This is a genomic window from Haemophilus parainfluenzae (assembly GCF_003252795.1).
GTDB classification, from domain to species: Bacteria; Pseudomonadota; Gammaproteobacteria; order Enterobacterales; family Pasteurellaceae; genus Haemophilus_D; species Haemophilus_D parainfluenzae_K.
This window is the reverse complement of the sequence record NZ_QEPQ01000002.1, coordinates 90332-111802: the sequence shown is the minus strand read 5'-3', so window position 1 is coordinate 111802 and position 21471 is coordinate 90332. Positions and strand designations below refer to the sequence as shown.

General features: G+C 38.6%; 15 protein-coding genes. 6 read left to right on the top strand and 9 right to left on the bottom strand.

Annotation, left to right across the window (positions count from 1 at the left end; translation table 11 throughout):
- Nucleotides 1–21 precede the first annotated feature (21 nt).
- The 3 genes from mltC to mutY are packed head-to-tail and all read right to left on the bottom strand — an operon-like array spanning nt 22 to nt 2494.
- Nucleotides 22–1101: a membrane-bound lytic murein transglycosylase MltC gene (mltC, locus tag DPV81_RS03020; RefSeq protein ID WP_005696844.1), complete on the bottom strand. Its 1080-nt coding sequence runs from the start codon at nt 1099–1101 to the stop codon at nt 22–24.
- Between the two features lie 9 nt (nt 1102–1110).
- Nucleotides 1111–1383, bottom strand: coding sequence for an oxidative damage protection protein (locus DPV81_RS03015; protein ID WP_049365232.1), 273 nt, complete (start codon nt 1381–1383; stop codon nt 1111–1113).
- The gene (gene mutY / locus DPV81_RS03010; RefSeq protein WP_111386714.1) at nt 1376–2494 is read right to left on the bottom strand and encodes an A/G-specific adenine glycosylase; all 1119 of its coding nucleotides are present in this window, start codon (nt 2492–2494) and stop codon (nt 1376–1378) included. Before mutY ends, DPV81_RS03015 begins: the two co-directional genes overlap by 8 nt.
- 193 nt (nt 2495–2687) lie before the next feature.
- Between mutY and rpmE the strand changes: the two genes are divergently transcribed.
- Complete coding sequence (gene rpmE, locus DPV81_RS03005; protein ID WP_005696847.1) at nt 2688–2900, top strand: 50S ribosomal protein L31; 213 nt, start codon at nt 2688–2690, stop codon at nt 2898–2900.
- A gap of 132 nt (nt 2901–3032) precedes the next feature.
- On the opposite strand, the gene DPV81_RS03000 is transcribed toward rpmE, so the two are convergent.
- Nucleotides 3033–5288 carry a FepA family TonB-dependent siderophore receptor gene (locus tag DPV81_RS03000; RefSeq protein ID WP_111386712.1) on the bottom strand — a complete coding sequence of 752 codons (2256 nt, stop codon included), beginning with the start codon at nt 5286–5288 and terminating at the stop codon, nt 3033–3035.
- A gap of 241 nt (nt 5289–5529) precedes the next feature.
- Here DPV81_RS03000 and DPV81_RS02995 point away from each other — a divergent pair, with 241 nt between their 5' ends.
- The 3 genes from DPV81_RS02995 (at nt 5530) to DPV81_RS02985 (ending at nt 8616) form a co-directional block, all read left to right on the top strand.
- Nucleotides 5530–6237 (top strand): 7-cyano-7-deazaguanine/7-aminomethyl-7-deazaguanine transporter, encoded by a 708-nt coding sequence (locus DPV81_RS02995; RefSeq protein WP_111386711.1) that lies wholly within the window; start codon nt 5530–5532, stop codon nt 6235–6237.
- A gap of 14 nt (nt 6238–6251) precedes the next feature.
- On the top strand, nt 6252–7568 hold the full coding sequence (locus DPV81_RS02990; RefSeq protein ID WP_111386709.1) for an MFS transporter: 1317 nt from the start codon (nt 6252–6254) through the stop codon (nt 7566–7568).
- A gap of 220 nt (nt 7569–7788) precedes the next feature.
- Nucleotides 7789–8616, top strand: a complete 828-nt coding sequence (locus DPV81_RS02985) for a class II glutamine amidotransferase (RefSeq protein ID WP_049375427.1) — start codon at nt 7789–7791, stop codon at nt 8614–8616.
- 68 nt (nt 8617–8684) lie between these two features.
- On the opposite strand, the gene gorA is transcribed toward DPV81_RS02985, so the two are convergent.
- From gorA to DPV81_RS02970, 3 genes are all read right to left on the bottom strand, one after another.
- The gene (gene gorA / locus DPV81_RS02980; RefSeq protein WP_111386708.1) at nt 8685–10055 is read right to left on the bottom strand and encodes a glutathione-disulfide reductase; all 1371 of its coding nucleotides are present in this window, start codon (nt 10053–10055) and stop codon (nt 8685–8687) included.
- A 61-nt stretch (nt 10056–10116) separates the two neighbouring features.
- A complete protein-coding gene (locus DPV81_RS02975; protein ID WP_111386706.1) occupies nt 10117–10977 on the bottom strand; it encodes a glycosyltransferase family 8 protein in 861 nt (286 codons plus the stop codon).
- A 226-nt stretch (nt 10978–11203) separates the two neighbouring features.
- A complete protein-coding gene (locus DPV81_RS02970; RefSeq protein WP_111386705.1) occupies nt 11204–16774 on the bottom strand; it encodes a YadA-like family protein in 5571 nt (1856 codons plus the stop codon).
- A 401-nt stretch (nt 16775–17175) separates the two neighbouring features.
- Here DPV81_RS02970 and DPV81_RS02965 point away from each other — a divergent pair, with 401 nt between their 5' ends.
- Both DPV81_RS02965 and hemH read left to right on the top strand, forming a co-directional pair.
- Complete coding sequence (locus DPV81_RS02965) at nt 17176–17595, top strand: hotdog fold thioesterase (RefSeq protein WP_111386703.1); 420 nt, start codon at nt 17176–17178, stop codon at nt 17593–17595.
- Nucleotides 17592–18563, top strand: coding sequence for a ferrochelatase (gene hemH, locus DPV81_RS02960; protein ID WP_111386702.1), 972 nt, complete (start codon nt 17592–17594; stop codon nt 18561–18563). Before DPV81_RS02965 ends, hemH begins: the two co-directional genes overlap by 4 nt.
- Before the next feature lie 399 nt (nt 18564–18962).
- On the opposite strand, the gene DPV81_RS02955 is transcribed toward hemH, so the two are convergent.
- Entirely contained in the window at nt 18963–20006 is a 1044-nt protein-coding gene (locus DPV81_RS02955) for a porin (RefSeq protein ID WP_111386700.1), read from the bottom strand.
- Between the two features lie 312 nt (nt 20007–20318).
- On the bottom strand, nt 20319–21302 hold the full coding sequence (gene epmA / locus DPV81_RS02950) for an elongation factor P--(R)-beta-lysine ligase (RefSeq protein WP_111386699.1): 984 nt from the start codon (nt 21300–21302) through the stop codon (nt 20319–20321).
- Nucleotides 21303–21471 lie beyond the last annotated feature (169 nt).

Genomic DNA, 21471 nt, shown 5'->3' with positions numbered 1-21471 from the left:
CATTGTATTTCATCGTAGAAATTATCGTCTTACGCGGAATTTCTTCTGCGCCGCATCCACTTTCAACAAGTAGTTTCTTGCTTGTGAGGATGGGTGTGCAGTCGTTAAGATACGATACACTTGTTCTGGATACATCTGGTTGATCTTATAGATCGCCTCATCTTTATCCTCATCGAATACGCGTAATACTGCACCTGCACCACTGTTGTAGGCAGAAATCATTGCAAAACGTTTAGAGGTAGGGTTTGTAATACCATCTAAATATTGATTTTGCAGAATCCATAAGTAAGAGACACCCGCATCAATGTTATTTGCAGGATCATAAAGGTAACGTGCAGATGGTTGTCCACCTTTACCTTTCATCGCAAACACATCGCGACCTGCTGTGCTTGGTACCACTTGCATTAAGCCGATTGCATTCGCATAACTAATCGCATACGGGTTGAAGCTAGATTCTGTTTGCATAATACCTAAAATCAAGCTTTCATCAATACCATAGCGTTCTGCGGCTTTACGGACTAATGGAATATATTTTTGTGCACGCACTTCAACGTGGTTTGCAATCATTGAGATCACGACAAATTGCACAGTGTTGCCATTTTGTAAGCGGCGAGTTTGTAATTTATTTTGGATTAAATAAGTCGCAAAGTTACTTGCAATCACTTGGTTAGCAATTTGCTGACCATTGTTATCCACAACCTGACCTAATAAGAAAGGGCGCGTACTAATCGGTACATCGCCAGATGCAAATAAGTCGATCCCTTTCGCATCAGAACCCATCAATAAAGTATGGACAATCGCATTGTGTAAGCGATTAAGGTCTTGTTGAGTTTCAACAATAATTGTACCTTCGTCAAAGCTTACGTGGCTACGCGTATAGAAAGAGTCCGTGTATTTCACGTAGTCTTTACGACTCGCCACTAAAAGCTCATTTACCCCCCAAATACGATCGATATTATGGGAGAATTGACCAGTTAAAATATCTAAACCTTGCGTGTCTTTTGAAAACACTTCGTCATAATTAATGCCACGTCGATGGGTTGGCGAGTCGCTACAAGCATATAAAAGCGGAAGTAGCGCCAATAATAAATACTTTTTCATAATCTTTTGTTATTTAGATGGGGGAACGTAACCTTCAATATGCACATCTTTGCCTTCAAATAAGAAATTCACCATTTCTTCTTCTAATAATTTACGATGTTCGGCATTCATCATATTGAGTTTTTTCTCGTTCACTAACATGGTTTGTTTTTTGATCCATTCGCCCCATGCTTGTTTACTAATTGAATTAAAAATACGTTTACCTAATTCACCGGGATACAGTTGAAAATCCAATCCTTCCGCATCTTGTTTCAAATATTCGCAAAAAACAGTTCTAGCCATAATAATTCCTTACAAATTGCGTTAATAAATTTTTCACAGGCTGAGCTAACCCGATCTGTTCAGGTGACGTTGGATCATACCAATATTTGACCGCACTTAATAGACCAGATTGAGATTCTTTTCCTTTTTCTGACAATTTTTTCCAATCTGAACGATCGCTCTCTTCAGATTTTCGATCAACTTCAACATAAATGGGATGAATGTCTAAGTGAAAATGGCTAAACGTATGACGGAAAGTTACCCACTCTTGATACTCGGTAATCCCTTGCTCTTTCAGATAATTCAATAATGTTTGTTTATCATCAAACTGAGGGAAACAATACAATCCACCCCATAAGCCTTTGCTTTCACGCTGTTCCAACCAGACTTTTCCTTGATGAGATAAAATCAAAAAATAGCTTTGTTTTTCTGGCAACAATTTTTTCGGTTTCTTTCCTGGAAACTCTGTCCACTTTTCGAGTTTATTGGCTAAGCAATCGTTACTTAAAGGACACAAATCGCATTTAGGTTTTGTTCGAGTACAAATCGCCGAACCGATATCCATCATCGCTTGATTAAATTCCGCCACTCTCGTTGTTGGTGTAACCTGTTCGCTCAACTGCCATAATTGATTTTCGACTTTCTTCTCGCCAGGCCAACCTTCAACAGCAAAATAACGAGAAAGGACGCGTTTCACATTACCGTCTAAAATCGGATAAGGTTGATTTTGCACAGAAGATAAAATTGCCCCGGCTGTAGATCGTCCCACACCTGTTAATGCCCAAACTTGCTCAAATTGCGTAGGAAATTCGCCTTGATATTCATCTCTAATTGTTTGAGCGGCTTGATGTAAATTTCTCGCACGTGCGTAATAACCTAGTCCCGTCCACAGATGCAACACTTCATCTTGTGATGCATTAGCAAGTGCGGTCACATTAGGAAAGGTTTTAATAAATCGCTCAAAATAAGGAATAACTGTGGAAACTTGAGTTTGTTGTAACATCACTTCGGAAAGCCAAACACCATAAAGGGTTTTATTTTTCTGCCAAGGTAAATTTTTACGCCCAAACTTTTCATACCAATGTAAAACAGAATGGGCAAAAGGGGCATCAACAGAGGATTGGGCTAACATAACTTTCCTAAAGTGCGGTCAAAAATAAGCAAAGATTTTGCGATGATTCTATCACTAAAGCACACCTCTTGATCAATTTGATTTTTTCAGTATAATTCGCAGTCTATTTGGTGCCGGATTGTCGGCGATTATTAACTCACGCGGTGTAAGTGGAAAGCATTTATAGCGGCGTGGCTTCAATTTGAGGTTTTCTATGAAACAAGGTATTCATCCAGAATATAAAGAGATCACTGCAACTTGTTCTTGCGGCAACGTGATCAAAACTCGTTCTACTCTAGGCAAAGACATCAACCTTGATGTGTGCGGTAGCTGCCACCCATTCTACACTGGTAAACAACGTGTTGTTGATACTGGTGGTCGTGTTGAACGCTTTAACAGCCGTTTCAAAATCCCAGGTACAAAATAATTTGAATCTGTGTGAAGAACCCTGCCTATGCAGGGTTTTTTATTACCTGAAATTCACCATTTTTCAAATTCAATCAATAAAAAAGTGCGGTCAAAATCGACCGCACTTTTTCTATCAGTTCTAAACGCTCAATTAAAATGAATATTTAACTGTTGCGTAATAAGCACGACCAGGTTCGTTATAAGTATGAGCATTGTAATTTGTACTGCTTGATGAACGATAAATGCGTTTATCAAATAAGTTACTTACGCCAACACGAATGCTGATTGTATCTTTCCAATTATAACCTGCACTTAATCCCCAAACTGCATAGCTACCGATATCTTCTGAGTTAGCTAGCTGATTAATATTTTTGCCGTTACCATTTTCCATACGGTTTTCCGGATTTTTACGGGATTTTTGTTTACCGTATTGCGTATAAGTCAACATTGCATCTAAGCTATCTGTAATTTGATAACTTAAGCTTGAGTTCAAGGTATATTTCGGCACGATAGAAAGCGGGTTACCTGTATCTTTATTTTTGGTTTTATGCATATAAGTGAAGTTATTCACCCAGTTTAATTTATCTTGGATTAATGGTAATGTCAGATTACCTTCAAAACCTTCAATCACTGCGCGGTTTGCATTACCCCATTTATACACATAGTTACCTAAGTTGGTTAAACCGATAAATTCACCATCAGATACGATTTTATTACGATAATCATTACGGAAGTAAGCTACAGAAGCAAGAAGTCCATTTTTATCATATTCAATTCCGATTTCTTTATTCCAGCTGGTTTCTGGTTTAATGTCACTATTACCTTGGAAATAACAAGTTTTATTATTTGGTACATTCGTTGGACAACCTTGACCTAACGTAAATAGTAGGTAATTTGGGTTAGTTTGATAAAGATTCGGTGCTTTATAAGCTCTTGCAATCCCACCTTTAATTCTCCAATCATCGTTGAGACTCTGTAAGAAGTTTAATCCACCACTTACGTTAGAACCAGAATAACTGTTGTAATCATAACGCAGAGATGGCGTTAGGATGGTAGATTGGGTTGCTGAAATATTATCTTCAACAAATACTGCCCATTCCGTTTGACTGCTATGACCACCTCGTACATTTGAGATGCCGGTTGGTAGGCGTTCTTTCAAATCATAAAGCACCTTCCCTGTATTCTTGTCTCGTCGTCCGCCGAGTAACTGTGTCATAGAAGCGTCGTCATCTAAACTGCTATGTGCACCTTCAAAACCAACTGTCAGCATATGATCCACACCCAAGGTAAATGGGATATAGAATTCAGAACTAAAACGCGTATTTTTAAGAATAGAATCGCTAAAAGCTGATGTACTCGAATAACTGCCCTCTGGACCACCCGCTAAATATTCTGGTAAACGGCTATTTTTAGTTTTATCAAAAGTAATATAGGTTTTATTGTCGAAATGATCGAATTTACCTTCATAGGTTAAAGCATAGTTTTGACGATATAAACGAGCGGTTTCAGCTTTGCCTCCTGCCAAGGTTTTGGTTTCAGGATAGTTTTTATTATTGTAAAGCCCTGCTGAGCTATTTTGTGTATCACCGTTATAAATATTGCCTTGACGACTGAAGCCAGAATCCAAGGTTAATTTATTTTTCTCATTGATATTCCACACTAAACGGCCATTAATATCTTTATTACGTACACCTTCACGACCAGCAATTGCAGGATCGCCATTAATGCCGACTTCATCTGCTTCTGTTTTGTTCCAGTTACCATATAAACGGAATTGCAATACATCTTTAATTAATGCCCCGCTTAGATTAAAACCTACACGGTTCGTTGCGCCTTCTTTGCTATCTTCTGGTTGGTTGGTGTAATAACTTAAGCTACCGTGTAAATCATTGGTAACAGGTTTAGTGATAATATTAACCACCCCACCCATTGCACCTGAACCATAGCGTGCTGCTGAAGGGCCACGTAATACTTCAATTTTTTCAATCGCTTCAACTGGTACCCAGTTGCTGTCGCCACGAGAGTTACGTTCACCACGCACTCCATAACGTTCTGCATTACGAGAAGTGACTGGTTTACCATCCACTAAAATCAATGTATTTTCTGGTCCCATACCACGAATATCAATTTGACGTTTATTTCCGCGTTGTCCTGTAGATGAGTTACCCGTTAAATTCACACCTGGCATAGTGCGTAATACTTCAGAAATATCATTTGTCGCTGGGCGTTTCTCTAAATCTTTTGCTGTCACAAGAGAAGAGCCAAGCGATTGTTTTACCTGATCTTCCGCAGTAACTTTAATTTCCTCAAGTTTCTCTTCTGCATGAGAATAGTTTGAAAAAAGCGCAATTGTTAACGCACTTAATGCGAAGAATGATGTTGTTTTTAAATGATTGGATTTATACATTGAAATGCTCTCCTGGCATATGTGGAATAAATAATGCCCGAGAATTCTAGTACAATATAATTTTAGTGTAAATAACAATTCTTATCATTTTTATTGAATTTAAATAAAATACCTGATTTTTTGACCGCACTTTCTTGCAATCCAAATAAATTCTAGTATTATTCACGGTTCGCCAATTTGGCGGATTTATTTCTCATGTCGGGTTCCCTACCCCCGATTAACCAACTAAAAAGGTCTTAAAATGAAAATTAATACTCCGATCTTCAATGATCAACAAAAACGTTTTGCTTTAATTTTATTAAGCTTATTTCACATCTTCATTATCACAGCCAGCAACTATTTCGTTCAAATTCCATTTGAAATCAATTTAAAATTGACCGCACTTGGTTTTTCTGATGATTTTTCCTTCCACAGCACATGGGGCACACTCACTTTCCCATTCATTTTCTTAGCCACTGATTTAACGGTACGTGTATTTGGGGCAAAAGAAGCGCGTTGGATCATCTTTATCGTAATGATTCCAGCACTTATCGTGAGTTATATTGTTTCGGTTATTTTCTCTAATGGACAATATCAAGGTTTAGGTGCATTAAGTGAATTCAATATGTTTGTTTTCCGTATTGCGTTCGCCAGCTTCTGTGCTTATGTTTTCGGACAATTATTAGATGTGTTAGTATTCAACCGCTTACGCCAATTAAAAACATGGTGGATTGCCCCGAGCAGCTCCATGACATTTGGTTCCCTTGCCGATACCTTTATGTTCTTTTGTGTAGCATTTTATAAAAGTAGTGATCCATTTATGGCCGAACATTGGTTTAGCCTTGGATTTGTCGATTACTTATTTAAATTATTTGTCGGCATCGTCTTGTTTGTTCCCGCTTATGGCGTGGTACTCAGCATGATTTTGCGTAAACTTCAATCTCTCGCAAGCTCTCGCCAGTTTGCTTAACTTAAGGAAATACAATGACTGAAACCCTTTCTCTTAGAGCTAAAATAGAACAAAGCCCAATGGGGGCTTATCAATGGATGATTGTGGTCATGGCTGCCATCATGAATTTACTTGATGGCTTTGATGTATTAGCCCTGGCCTTCACTGCAACAGCCATTCGTGGCGAATTTGGTCTCACGGGGATTGAGTTAGGTTATTTATTAAGTGCCGGCTTATTTGGTATGACTGCCGGCTCACTTTTTCTTGCACCACTTGCGGATAAAATTGGTCGTCGCCCATTGTTATTAATGGCGGTATCACTCTCCGCTATTGGGATGTTAGGTTCGGCGTTTATCTCACAATATCAATGGCTTGGTTTCTGGCGCGTTATCACCGGGCTTGGTGTCGGCGGTATTTTAGTGGGCACAAACGTAATCACCAGTGAATATTCCTCTCGTAAATGGCGTAGCTTTGCGATCAGTGTCTATGCAGCAGGATTTGGTATCGGTGCGGTATTAGGCGGTATGTTTGCGGTAATGTTGCAAGGTGAATATGGCTGGCGTTCAGTGTTTCTAGCGGGCGCTATCTTAACCGGTTTACTTTTAGTGGTGCTATTTATTTGGTTACCGGAATCCATTGATTTCCTTACTTCCAAACAACCTAAAAATGCAGAAGTGCGGTTAAATTTAATCGCAAAAAAAATTGGTTTAGCCGGTGATTGGAAACTTCCAGAAAAAGCAGAAAAAATTAAGACTAAATTACCTATTAGCCAATTATTCAGCGACAAATACTTACATTCGACCCTGTTAATTTGGACGGCTTTCTTTGCGATCATGTTCAGTTTCTATTTTATTAGCTCATGGACACCAGCCTTATTAAAAGAAGCGGGCATGACAACAGAGCAAAGTGTGAGCGTCGGAATGATGATCTCATTAGGGGGCACTTGTGGCGCCTTAATCTATGGCTTACTGGCTAGCCGTTGGACAGCACGAGGCGTGTTAATTTTATTCACCGTCTTATCTTCTGCAGCAATCATTACCTTTATCTTATCCTCGTCCGTTTTATGGATTGCGATGGTATTCGGTATTTTAGTTGGTGCGCTCATGAATGGCTGTATCAGCGGTCTTTATACCTTAAACCCACTTACTTATGATGCCGATATTCGTAGCACCGGTGTAGGCTGGTCGATTGGTATCGGTCGTATTGGTGCAATTCTTGCTCCAACGATTGCGGGTCAATTATTAGATATGGGCTGGGACAAACAGAGTTTATATGTGGGCGTGGGCTTTGTGATGTTGATCTCAACAATAGCACTCTTTTTCTTAAAAAGCCGCTCCGAAATTAAAGCATAATCTAAAAAAATATAGCAAAAGGCGTGATAAACACGCCTTTTTTATTGACTGGATAAAGTGCTCATCTCTAGCCTTCCAATCAGAAAGATTTTCAGGTTATTTTATGTAACATTTTCTTCTAAAAATCCTTTGTTATCCATCTTGAATTTCAACGCATTATGGTGTTAAATCAGTACACATTATAAGGTTATAAAAATATAAAAATAAGTTGTAGGAATTTATGTGCCAATTACTCGGAATGAACTGTAATACACCGACGGATATTGTCTTTTCTTTTGAAGGTTTCCGTCGTCGTGCTGGTCTTACTGATTGCCATTCAGATGGCTTCGGTATCGCTTTTTTTGAAGGTCGTGGTGTGCGTATTTTTCGCGATAACCACGCTGCATCTCAATCCCCGATTGCAGATTGTGTAAAACAATACAACATTAAATCGCTCAATGTGATTGCCCACATTCGCAAGGCAACACAAGGCGGTGTCACCATTGAAAATACCCATCCCTTTATTCGTGAAATTTGGGGACAAAATTGGGTGTTTGCTCACAACGGTAATTTAAAAGAATTACCGGATATGTCTGAGAGTTTCTGTCAGCCTATTGGCTCAACTGATTCAGAAACCGCATTTTGTTATATGGCGGAATATTTGAAAAATCGTTTCCGCCGTAAACCGTCTGAAATGGAAATTTTTGAAGCCATTCAAGATATTACCAAAGAGCTCTCACAAAAAGGTACCTTTAACTTCATTCTTTCAAATGGGGAATGGATGATCGCCCACTGCTCAACCAATTTGCATTACTTAACACGTAAAGCCCCTTTTGGTAAAGCACATCGAATTGATGATGATGGCGTCATCGATTTTAATGATTACGCAAAAGATGGTGACAAAGTCACCATCATTACGACGTTCCCTCTCACCAAAGATGAACCTTGGGTTAAAATGGAACATGGTGGTTTCGTATTCTTCAAAGAAGGGGACAAAATTGCTGAGGTCGTCGGTGTGGCTAAAGAAATGGAAGATGATGGTACATTAGGCAATCGTGCAGCAGCCTAATAACAAATCACAATAAAAAGTGCGGTCAAAAACATCAGAGATTTTGACCGCACTTTCTTTATCTGCAATTAACGCATTGTGACAAATTCTTCAGAACCGGTTGGGTGAATTGCCACCGTATTATCAAAGTCTGCTTTAGTTGCACCCATTTTGATTGCCACCGCAAAACCTTGAATCATTTCATCCACACCAAAACCAATGCCGTGTAAGCCTACGATTTTTTCTTCTTTGCCGACACACACTAATTTCATTCGGCAAGGTTGACGATGTTCAGTAACCGCGGTGTACATTGCGGTGAAAGAGGATTTATACACTTTCACATTTTCTTCGCCATATTGCTCAATCGCTTGCGGTTCAGTTAAACCCACCGTACCAATTGGTGGATGGCTAAACACAACCGTTGGCACAAGATTGTAATCCAAATGTTCATTCGGTTTGTTATTGAATAAACGCTCAGACAAACGACGACCTGCCGCCACGGCAACTGGTGTTAATTCAATACCACCTTCGATAATATCACCTACAGCATAAATGCCAGGCACGTTTGTATTTTGGTATTTATCAACAATAATTTGTCCGCGTGAATTCGTTTTCACGCCTGTTACTTCAAGATTAATCACATCAGTAGCAGGTTCACGACCAATCGCCCAAATTAACGTATCCACTGTAGTTTCTCGGCCATCTTGTAATTTCAAGGTAAGCGAACCATCCGCATTTTTCACCACTTCTTCTGGCAATGCTTTGGTATGTAATTGGATACCATCTTGTGCTAACACTTCAACTAAGGTTTCGACAATCAATGGATCTTGATTACGCAATGGAGCATGTTGGCGTACAAACAAATGTGTTTCACTGCCTAAGCTATTTAAAACACCCGCTAATTCAACGGCAATATAACCGGCGCCAACTACTGCAACACGTTTTGGTAATTCATTTAAAGCAAATACACCATTTGAATCAATTCCGTATTCAGCACCTTTTACCGCCGGAATACTTGGACGGCCACCCGTCGCAATTAAGATATGATCGGCTGTCACTAATTCTGTTGAACCATCTGCATAGCTCACTTCAATCGTTTTCGCATCTTTAAAACGCGCAAAACCATTTAGAACATCCACGTTATTTTTTGCTAATACATTATTGTAAGATGTATGAATACGACCGATGTAGGCTTGACGGCTCTCGACTAATTTCGCGTAATCAAACTTTTTCACTTCTACATCAAAACCATAAGCAGGTGCATAGCTATTAATCGCTTCTGCCACTTGTGCGCCATAGAACATCACTTTTTTCGGTACACAACCTACGTTTACGCAAGTACCACCGAGATATTTTGCTTCAATAATTGCACATTTTTTGCCATAGCTTGCCGCACGGTTAATTGAGGCAATCCCGCCGGAACCGCCACCGATCGCAATATAATCATAATGTTTAGTCATTTTCATCATCCTTTTACTCATTGGAATTCTGCTCTATTGTGCCTAAATGTGAATAGGAAGGCTATAAATTAGTGTAATTGGAATTGTCTATACTCGGTCTAATCAATAAATATGTCCAATCTAAATAGCGAAAAAACCAATATTTTTCACGATAATACAAGCTGTCATTTTGATTATCCCAAGGCTTATGTGGGGCGCTATAGTGAATAATCATTGGTTCAGCGCTTAGATTAACAAATTTATCACTGTACTTTCTTTTTATTGATTCAATGTAATGTACCTGACAATTCTCATTTAAACCATAATATTTTGCTTTATCCCTCAAAAGAATATTTAAAATACATTGGTCGCCAAAAAGGACTTTATCAGAAAACTTCTCTGCAAGCGTAAGTAATATATCAACCAAATGATTTTCTCGCCATTTCACGGTATCAATGAGCAATACACCGCTATTAAAATAATTAGTTGAAACATTCGTATCTAGATAAGGAAAAGAAAAGTTGTCCCAGGCACAATAATCTTTCACTACACCAACAGGTGCATCCTCAAGATCACTATAATAAAAGTCAGCTAACGAACCATTTACAATAATATCTGCATCTAAATACAACACACGCTCTTGATTAATAAGTTTTGGAATCAATAGCCTATAATAGCTACTTGATGAAGAAATATGCGCTAAGGTTTTATAATTTTTAAAAACATCATCAGAAATATGTATCGGAAAAAGCTGATATCCTATTTTCCCCAGCTTCAGCTGAATGCCTTCAAACCATTCCTTAGGAATATCATTATGTAATACATAAAAATTAACACGTTTATTATGATAACAAATAGATTTAATCAAGGTTTCTAAGTGTGGTGTGTATTTTGCATCAACAGCAAACGCAATATTCATATAATCATTATTTGAATTGAGCATATTCGATTCCTAGGTTTAGTTTTAGTTTTAGTTTTAGTTTTAGTTTTAGTTTTAGTTTTAGTTTTAGTTTTAGTTTTAGTTTTAGTTTTAGTTTTAGTTTTAGTTTTAGTTTTAGTTTTAGTTTTAGTTTTAGTTTTAGTTTAAATCATCAAATGATATTAATAAATATTATTCATAAAAAACCCAGCCGAAGCTGGGTTTTTATCTATTTTAAAGGAAAGTTAAATTACCATTGGTAACCTACACCCACAGAGCCACCTACGTCGCCTTGGGTATTCGCGTTACCTTGAAGTTTAAAGATAACTTTACCATTGTCGCTTGAGCGTGAGTAACCTACTGCTACAGCGCTTTCACCTTTGAAAGTACCTGCAGAAGCCGCAACCATTGATTTACCAGGGATGTAAACTTGTGGTAAACCTGCTGCTGCGTTAGCACCTGCGATACCGCCACGTGCTTCTTTACCTACTTTATTGATACGTTTGTGTACATCACCAACTGATTGTTTCAATTGAGATACGTTCACTGCATCAGTATCTTTTTCACCTCGAGCAACGTTAGTGATAGTTTTACCACCTGCGTCAATACCGCCTTTGGTCACACTTGGTCCATTATTGATGGTAATACCGTCTTGATTTACAGTTGTATCACCAATTTTGATACTACCGTTATTATCAAGCTCGATATTGTTTGCAAGATTCACATCTAAACCTTGACCATCTGCAGCTTTAGTCACACGAATGTTTTTCGCTGTAGTTGAGGTTGTTGCGCCACCTTTCACATTTAAGTTAGAACCTAAAGTGCGGTTAACGGTTTTACCATCATCACCAGTGAATTTCAAGCCATCATCAAGTGTTGCAATTTCACGTTTGATGTCATTGCCATCTTTATCTTTATCAGTATAGGTAACACGGTTAATCTCTTTACCACCATCACGCTCTGCGACTGTGGTTGTGCCTTTTTCTGGTTTGATAGTGACTGACGCACCATCTTTACCATCTGCACCTTTCGGTCCAGTTAAGCCGATTGAACCATCTTTTCCGTTAATTACAACAGCTGCACCGTCTTTGCCGGTTACGCCAATAGAACCATCAACACCATCTTTACCATCTTTACCTACTTTAACTGTAGTTACAGTAATGGTTTTCGCATCTAAATCTTCAGATGTTGCATAGATGATATTTTGACCTTCACGTTTCACTTCTAAGTTTTTACCTGCTTGGAAGTTAACTTTATCACCGGCACCCACTTTAGTTGGTGTTCCAGTTTCAGTTTTGAATGAGTCTTGGTTCTTAGCTTTACCTGTGTTAACAATCCAACCTGCGCTGTTGATTGCATCCGCTACATTCTTAACTGTTGCAACTTTATTATCATCTCCAGTAGTAACTGTAACTTTACCTGCATTATCACCATCTGGCTTAGCTTCGATAATGTTGCCTGTATTAGCCGTTACATTACCATTTTTTACAGTAATGGTTGTGCCATCAGTTTTCACATCATAGGTTACATTTACAACGTCTTGGCCATTTGTCTTGGTTACAGTCACGTTAGCTGTTGTGCCGTTACCATTAATATATTCAACATGATCACCTGGATTTACAGTAACGTTTGCTCCATCAGTTGTTTTTGTAATCCAACCTGTGTTGTTAATGGTATTCGCGACATCACCTACTGTGGCAACTTTATTAGCTGCACCATCAGTTTTATCTTCAGCACCATCTTTACCTACAACCGCTTTACCTGTTGTAGTGTTTGCTGAAACATTACCTGTTACTTGTTTAACAACATTCGTTGCATTTACAGAAAGATTAATTGTGCTGGTATTGCCATCAGTCGTTGGTTTAATCTCAACTGAACGGTCTTCACTTGCAAAGTTCACGTTGTTACCGTGAGTTACAGCATCAACAGCTTTACCATTTGCTTGTAAGTTCCAGCCTGCTTTTAACACATCTTCAACTGTCGCTGCATCTTTACCTCTGTAATCTGCTGCAGTAGGAGTAGTAAGATTCGATGCTAAATCAGCTGTTTTGGTTGCATTTTTAACACTATCAGTCACTTTAACTGGGTCATTTAAATGGGTTGTCAAGTTGGTTACTACACCATCCTTGGTAATATGTGTATTACCAATTTTGATATCGCCATCTTTAACTGTTGTACCACCAATACTAAGGCTACCATTGCTATCCAACGTAACGTTATTCGCAAGATTCACTTTTAAGCCGCCATTATCAGCTTTAGTCACACGAATGTTGTTCGCTGTGGTTGCATCTGTCGCTCCACCTGTAATATTAAGGTTAGAGCCTAAAGTGCGGTTAACGGTTTGACCATCATCACCTGTGAATTTCAAGCCATCATCAAGTGTTGCGATTTCACGTTTGATGTCATTACCATCTTTATCTTTATCAGTATAGGTAACACGGTTAATCTTTTCACCACCATCACGTTCTGCGACTGTGGTTGTGCCTTTTTCTGGTTTGATAGTAACTGACACACCGTCTTTACCATCTGTACCTTTCGGTCCAGTTAAGCCGATTGAACCATCTTTTCCGTTAATTACAACAGCTGCACCGTCTTTACCAACTACACCAATAGAGCCATCTTTGCCATCTTTGCCATCTTTGCCATCTTTGCCTAATGTAATATTGTCATTTAAAGCAAAAGTAACATTTGCACCGTTACCACCATTAACTTGTTCTACGGTTAAGTTTTTACCTGCTTTAAATTCAACCGTATTGCTATCAACAATATTTTTTTCAGCTGCATTATGGTTATCAGTTACAGCACCGCCATCAGCAGCAGATGATTTCACATTCCAAGATGACTTCGCTACATTGCTTAAATTAACACTTAAATCATAAGTAGTTTGATGCGTGTTAGCATCAATTTTAGGATTTACTGTAACAGAATGATCACTTGAAGTAACATTAATGCGAGATGCATTTAACTGATCAAGATTAACCGCATCAGTACCATTAGTACCTGGTTTTAAGTTAGTAATCTGGTTATTACCCATATCAAGATTACCGCCGGTAATATTGATTGAGTTATCACCAAAGGTAAGTTTTGGACCAGTTGCTTTATTTTGAATACTTGTGATGTTGGTTAATGTTTGGTTTAAAGAGAAACTATAAACTTGGTTTGCTTCATCACCAGTTTGTTTCACTTTTAAGTTTTCACCCGCATCAAAATTCACTGTTGCATTAGCTTTCACAGCTTTTGCAGCTGAAGTACCGTCAACATTACCGGTTGCATTCGCATTCCATGCTGAGTTAGCGACTAATTGACCATCATCGTTAATTGTCACAGTTGAATTATCAACCTTAACCGTTACTTTGCCTTTATTAGGGTCATTTTTATCAGTAGGAATTTCAATACCTGGGCCTGCATTGATGTCATATTGAACTTTATAGGTTTTGTTCGCTTCGTCTGCAGTGACTTTTGCAATCGTGCCAACACCATTTGAGAAGTTCACTTGGCTACCCGCAGTAACATTACCTTTAACTTCAGCTTTTCCTGAATTTTCTTCACCAATTTTCCAGAATGCACTGTTAATTGCATTGACAACATTCGTGATGTTCGCGAATTTATCACCATCATTACCTTTAACCATTACAGTACCATTATTATTGGTATTAGTTGTATCTGTTGCAGGAATGATTTCACCTTTATCTACAGATGCATCTTTTGCACTGATGGCAATCTGAGAACCATTACGTTTTAATGTAATATTTTTACCCGCTAAGAACGTAACCTGATCCCCAGGATTAATTGCTTCGGCTTCTTTATTAGCAGTTTCGATCTCAGCTGAACCTTTATCACCTGGTGCTGTTGATTCCCCAATTTGCAAATTCCAATGGGAACCATTGATCATATCTCGTGTTGTTTTAATCGTGGTCAGTTTTTCGCCATTGTTAGTTGTAACATTTGCATCATCGCTAGAAATATTACCGTCTTTTGTAACTGATAAAGAACCTGTTACAGGTGTTACAATATACTCTGATGGATTAGATGCATCCGTTGTAACATTTAAAGTATTATTATTACCAGAAACAACAGAAGATGCTGCGCCACCGGTTGAATTAGCACTAATTTTGATTTCACCTGTAGTCACATTATTAGTGAGAGTTACACCATTACCCGCAACTAAATTAGCAACAACTTTATTACCATCAATTTTTAAGCCTTGCCCCACGTTTACATCATAAGAAACGTTTGTAACATTAGCGTTGTCTGGATTTTGAACTACTTTTGCGGTTGTTGCGTTACCATCAATAAAGTTAACTTGGTCTTTATTATAAACGTTACTTACCTGTTTATTATCATTAGTACCAACCACCCAATGATGGCTATCGATTCTATTTGATAAATTTTCCGCTACGACATAAAGCTGTGAACCATTTACGGCATCAGTTGAGTTTGCATCAATACGACCAGCCGCAACATTTTGGATTTGACGTACAAATTCACCATCAGGGCCAGTGTAACCAACTGAAACTACTGCGCCATCCCCAAGTGAACTACTATTACCAGCAAAACCACTATACGTATATTTTCCTACTGTTGCAGTATTTGTTGGTACAAAAGCATCCGTTACAGAACCTGAACCTAATGCCACGGAGTTAGCAATGTTTGCTTTTGAACCACTGCCCAATGCTGTTGCATAGTCGTTTGTTGCGCTTGCCTCTAAACCTACAGCTACCGTAGCATAACCTGTTGCATTTGACATTTTACCGATTGCAATTGCTGGCCCCTTCGGACAATCTCCGCTAGTAGCGCTTCCAGTTGATGCTGATGGGTCGTTCTGTTTATTACTTTCACAAGAACCTTGAGATTGTTGGCTACCATTTGCAACAGATGAGGTACCGATTGCGATATCTGATTCTTTGTGTGCTGTAGCTGCATTACCTTGAGCGATTGTATTATCAGCGATAGCGTTAGATTTTGTACCAATAGCAATAGTCTGATTACCTTTTGCTTGAGCAGCATCCGCTGGAGTCATTGAGCCACCAATAGCAACAGAGTTAGTACCAGTAGCATTTGCAGATGTACCACCTGCAAATGAAGCATTACCTGATGCTTTTGATGCTGCACCCACTGCTGACGCACGCTCACCAGAAGCCGCAGCATATCCACCTAGCGCTAAAGCATTACGATCGGTCGCACTAGAACTCACACCAAGTGCTACCGCGTTATCAACCGTTGCAGTCGCACTCTTACCACCAGCAAACGTATTTGCTGCTGATGCATCTGCCAGATAACCAACAGCTACTGCTGCAGTACCTGGACCTTTACCAGTAGCAGAGTCAACTGTACCACCTGCTTTTGAGTTTTGACCGATAGAGACAACAGAGTCTGCCGAAGCGTTAGAGTATGAACCGATAGCAATAGATTGAACACCTGATGCTTTTGCTTCTGTTGCAATAGCAAGTGCGTGATCTTTGTTTGCTACAGTATCTTTACCAATAGAAATGGTGTTAGTCCAGCCTGCAGTAGAATTTGTACCAATCGCAATAGAATCTTGCTTTAAAGCACTTGCTTCCGCCCCCACTGCCACCGCATGACGACCAGCAGTTGGATTAGGCACATTATCTGGTGCGATATTCACCGCGTCATTAGCTCTAAGATCTGTTGCCGCTATAGCTGATTGAGATGCAGCCAATGAGCCAATCACTGCACCCGCAAGTGCGGTCAATTTCACAATTTTTTTTGACTTAGTTTTACCTTTAGCATGCCCAAGTTCAGAAACTGCTGTCCACGTTTGTGTAGCATGATTCCAAATAACTTTAAACACTTTGTTCATGAGTTTTATTCCTTTTTATTAGGATTGTTAAGAAGCTGTTGTTCAAACAACAGCACCAAAAAAATTCAGCATCCAAAAGGCGGCGACAACAATTTTAGACAATAGTTTCCCTTACCCTTCTGGTCAGAACAGCTTATTTTAAGCCAACTTTGTATAAAAAGAAAGCATCAAAAAAAAAGATTTGCTAAAAATTACAAGCAATTAAGACAAAACACCTCATTTGTAAATATATGTAAAGATTTCCATTGAATTTTATTAAAATATGTAAATAATTGTAAATTTCGGATAAAAAATAAACAAGTTTAGGTATAAAAAATCTCATCATTTATCTATCCCTTTACGAAAGGGAGGATTTATATCAAACTAAAGCAAGCGAATAAGATTAATTAAGGAAGAAAGGCATGACAATCTGGAAAAAAACATTCACGCTTGAGCAGCTTAATGAAATGGGGAAACATTGTGCGGTTGGGCATTTAGGCATTGAAATTTCAGCTTATGGTGAAAACTGGATTGAGGCAAAAATGCCGGTTGATCATCGCACCACACAACCTTTCGGTTTATTACATGGTGGCGTATCTGTGGCATTGGCAGAAACTATTGGCTCTTTAGCGGGATTTCTCTGTATAGAAGAAGGGCAAGTTGCCTTAGGATTAGATATCAACGCCAATCATCTTCGCCCAGCAAAAAAAGGTTTTGTTACCGCAAAGGCAACGCCAATTGCTTTAAGTCAAAATACCCATGTTTGGCAAATTGACATTCGCGATGAACAAGATAAACTTTGCTGCGTTTCTCGATTAACGCTTTCTATCAAACATTTATGACTACAACTCAAAAAATTGGCATCATTTTAGCCAATCTTGGTACGCCTGATGCCCCTCAACCCGCAGCGATCTCTCGTTATTTAGCAGATTTTTTAATGGATCCCCGCGTGGTCGATTTACCTCGTTGGAAATGGTATCCCCTTTTAAAAGCCATTATTTTACCGATGCGTTCTAAACGTATTGCACAAAATTATCAAGCTATTTGGACAGAACAAGGCTCTCCCCTGCTTGCCATTACAAAGCAACAACAAGCGGATTTACAAGCTTATTTGACTGAACAAGGGATCAATGCACAAGTCGAAATTGCCATGACTTATGGTAATCCTTCAATACAAAGTGCGGTCAAAAATTTACTTAAAAATAGCGTGGAACGCATGATTGTGTTGCCGCTTTATCCACAATATTCCAGCACCACAACGGGCGCATTAATCGATGCGTTCAATCGTGCCATTGCACAAGAACGCAATATTGTGCCTTTTGAGTTTATTCATTCTTATCATCTTGATGAAAACTACATTAATGCCTTAGTGGATTCGATTAAAGTGCGGTTAAAACCCGATGAGTTTTTGCTTTTTTCTTATCATGGCATTCCATTGCGTTATGAGAATATGGGCGATTATTATCGTCAGCACTGCAAACAAACCACCATTGCCATTGTGGATAAATTAGGTTTGACAGAAAACCAATGGAATATGACCTTCCAATCTCGTTTTGGTCGTGAAGAATGGTTACAACCTTATACGGATCACTTTTTAGAAGAAGCGGCTTCTCAAGGGATTCAAAAAATCGCGGTGATTTGCCCTGGTTTTTCAGTGGATTGTTTAGAAACCTTAGAAGAAATTGAAGTTGAAAATAAAGAAACATTCTTAAATCATGGTGGTGTGTCTTATCACTATATCCCCGCATTGAATGCTGAAAAAGCCCATATTGAAATGATGGGGAAATTGGTTTTGGATAAGTTGAAATAGTAAATCTCCCCCTAGCCCCCCTCTTTACAAAAGAGGGGGGTATTTTATTGGCAAATAAATGCTCCCTGCTCTTAGCCCTCTCAAATACTCCCATAAAATATTAAAAGTAACTCATAAAAAAAGCCCCTCTTTCGTAAAGAGGAATTTGGGGAGATTAATTTTAAATAAGTTGCAATAGTTAAATCTCCCCCTGCCCCCTCTTTACGAAAGAGGGGGTATTTTATTGGCAAATAAATGCTCTCCGTTCTTAGCTATCTCAAATACATTCCCAATAAAACCACTAAAAGTAACATCATAAAAAAGCCCCTCTTTTGTAAAGAGGGGTTTGGGGAGATTTAAAAAATAAACAAAAAGGCGAACCTTTCGATTCGCCTTTTAAGATTCATCTCTAATCAAAGATTAGAAGAATACACGCATACCTACACCGATAGCTCTGTCTTTAGTTTTACCATCGTAAGAATCGTTAACGTACTCTTTAGTAGTCACATATTTGCCTTCTACAAATAATACAACTTGTTTATGAAGTTTGTAGTCTGCACCAAGTAAGAAACCGTGAGTTTTGTCTTTATCAGCTTCGCCTTTCACGCGCTCATATAGGTAGTTACCATATACTTGAGATGCTGGAGTTACTTGATATGCAAAACCTGGAGATACATAGAATTTATTTGTTTTTGCATCATCAAATTTCACATGTGCATAACCAAAGTCACCTGTTAATTTGAAATCACCAAATTTATAGCCTAATGATGCTAAGAAACCATCTACACGGTGTTTATATGTTGCATTAGTTTCAAGGTTAGTGTGACCATAAGCGAAACGAGCATCTAAATCACCTGCTGTGTATAATGCACCGAAACCAAATGCATTTTTAAGACCTGGGGTAAGCGCTCTACCTTTATCATTATGACGTTGACCGAAGTTGTAGTTTGCACTTAATTGTAAACCTTCGATACCTTTATAGTCGTAACGTACTACACCAGTGCCTGAAGTTGGAATATATTTACCTTTTGGAATAAAGCCATATTCATAGTCATTTGCTTGACTTAAATCATCCGCGATAGTTAATTGACGACCGAATGTGATATCACCAGTTGCTTTGCTACCTAAACCTACATAAGCACGTTTAGCATAAAGGCTACCGAATTGGTCACGAGATTCTGTATCATCAAAACGGAATTCTAAACGACCTAATGCATAGAAATCGTTATCTAAGTTGTGTTTCACTGTGATACCGAAACGTGAACCTGCGTTACGTAAAGCGGAATTTGCAGTTTTAGTTGAATTACCTGCTGCGTCATACTTTTTAGCATCCGCTTTTTCTAAGATTAAACGAAGAGAACCGTTTAATTCAACTTTAGTACCTTCGTTATCATAAACTACTGCTGCGTTTGCTGCTGAAGCTGCAACTGCAGAAACGATCAATGCTGCTAGTGTCTTTTTCATAATTGTTATTCCTTTTGGTTGTTACCTATGATTTTTGATTGAAGCAATTTTTCATAAAAAGTTCAATCTCCGAAATAGACATCGCAAATATTACAAAATAAACCTATGGTGTCAATGGGAGGATCTCTTCCAATTTTCTAAAATCGGATCAAGATCACATTTTTTACACAAAAAAGGACATTTTTTAATCAAAAACATCCTTTCACATCGAACTTTTCAGAATTTTGTCTATACAACTATCTCTCTATTTTGAGCAATTTGTTCTTCTTTTTTATTCATTTTCGAAGAAATAATGAATATTTTTTAAGCAGACTAAGCACATTCCACCGAAAATGAAATCACCTCTTTAATACTTTCTGCGCCTAATGCAATCATAATTAAACGATCGACACCTAAAGCCACACCGGATGTATTTGGAATGCCTGCTTGTAAAGCCCCTAGAAAACGATAGTCAATTTCACGCTGTGGCAAACCTGCTTTTTCGCGCAGGCGATTGTCTTTTTCAAAGCGGTATTGTTGTTCGCGTGCATCCGTGAGCTCATGGAAACCATTGGCTAACTCTAATCCTTTATAATAGAACTCAAAGCGTTCTGCCACACGGCTATCTTCTGGGCTAAGTTGTGCAAGTGCGGCTTGGGAAGAAGGGAAATGATAAACTGCTACAGGTGCTTCTTGCCCAATTTTAGGCTCTACCACTTCACTGAATAGAAATTGCAATAAGGTATCACGATCTTCATCTTCATCTGCCATAAAGTTGTGTTTACGTGCCACTTCCACCAGTTCTTGACGAGTCGCAGATAATGGATCTAATCCTACATATTCTTGGAAGACGAACTGATAACTTAAGGTTTCTGCCGGTTTACAATCGAGGATCTGTTGTAGCAAATCATCCACTTCATTCATCAGACGATACATGTCAAAGTGCGGTCGATACCATTCAAGCATGGTGAATTCCGGATTATGGCGATTCCCTGCTTCTTCATTACGAAATACTTTGCCAATTTGAAAGATCGGTCCACTGCCTGCCGCTAATAAACGCTTCATGTGATATTCCGGACTGGTAGAAAGCCAGAGCGTTTTCGAGAGTTCATCAAAAGGGGCAACAAATTCCGTATTAAAGGTGGAAAGGTGAAGATCCGTTAAGCCAAATTCACTTAAAACGGGCGTTTCCACTTCTAATAATCCACGTTCAGTAAAGAACTGACGAATATCCGCAATGATTTTGGCTCGCGCCAATAAGTTTTTAATTGAAGCGGAAGGTTGCCATTCTGTTTTTTTATCGCTAAGTGCGGTCATTTTTTTCTCCGTTTTTCACGTTTAAAATGAATTAGGCTATTGTAAACAAGACTGATTTTTAACTCAATAATCCGACTAAATCATTCTTAAACGCAAACGGTTATCATCTATAAATATATAAAAAACTAACTTTTTTGAGTTAGATCACACTTTTGGTATTTTGTCCGTT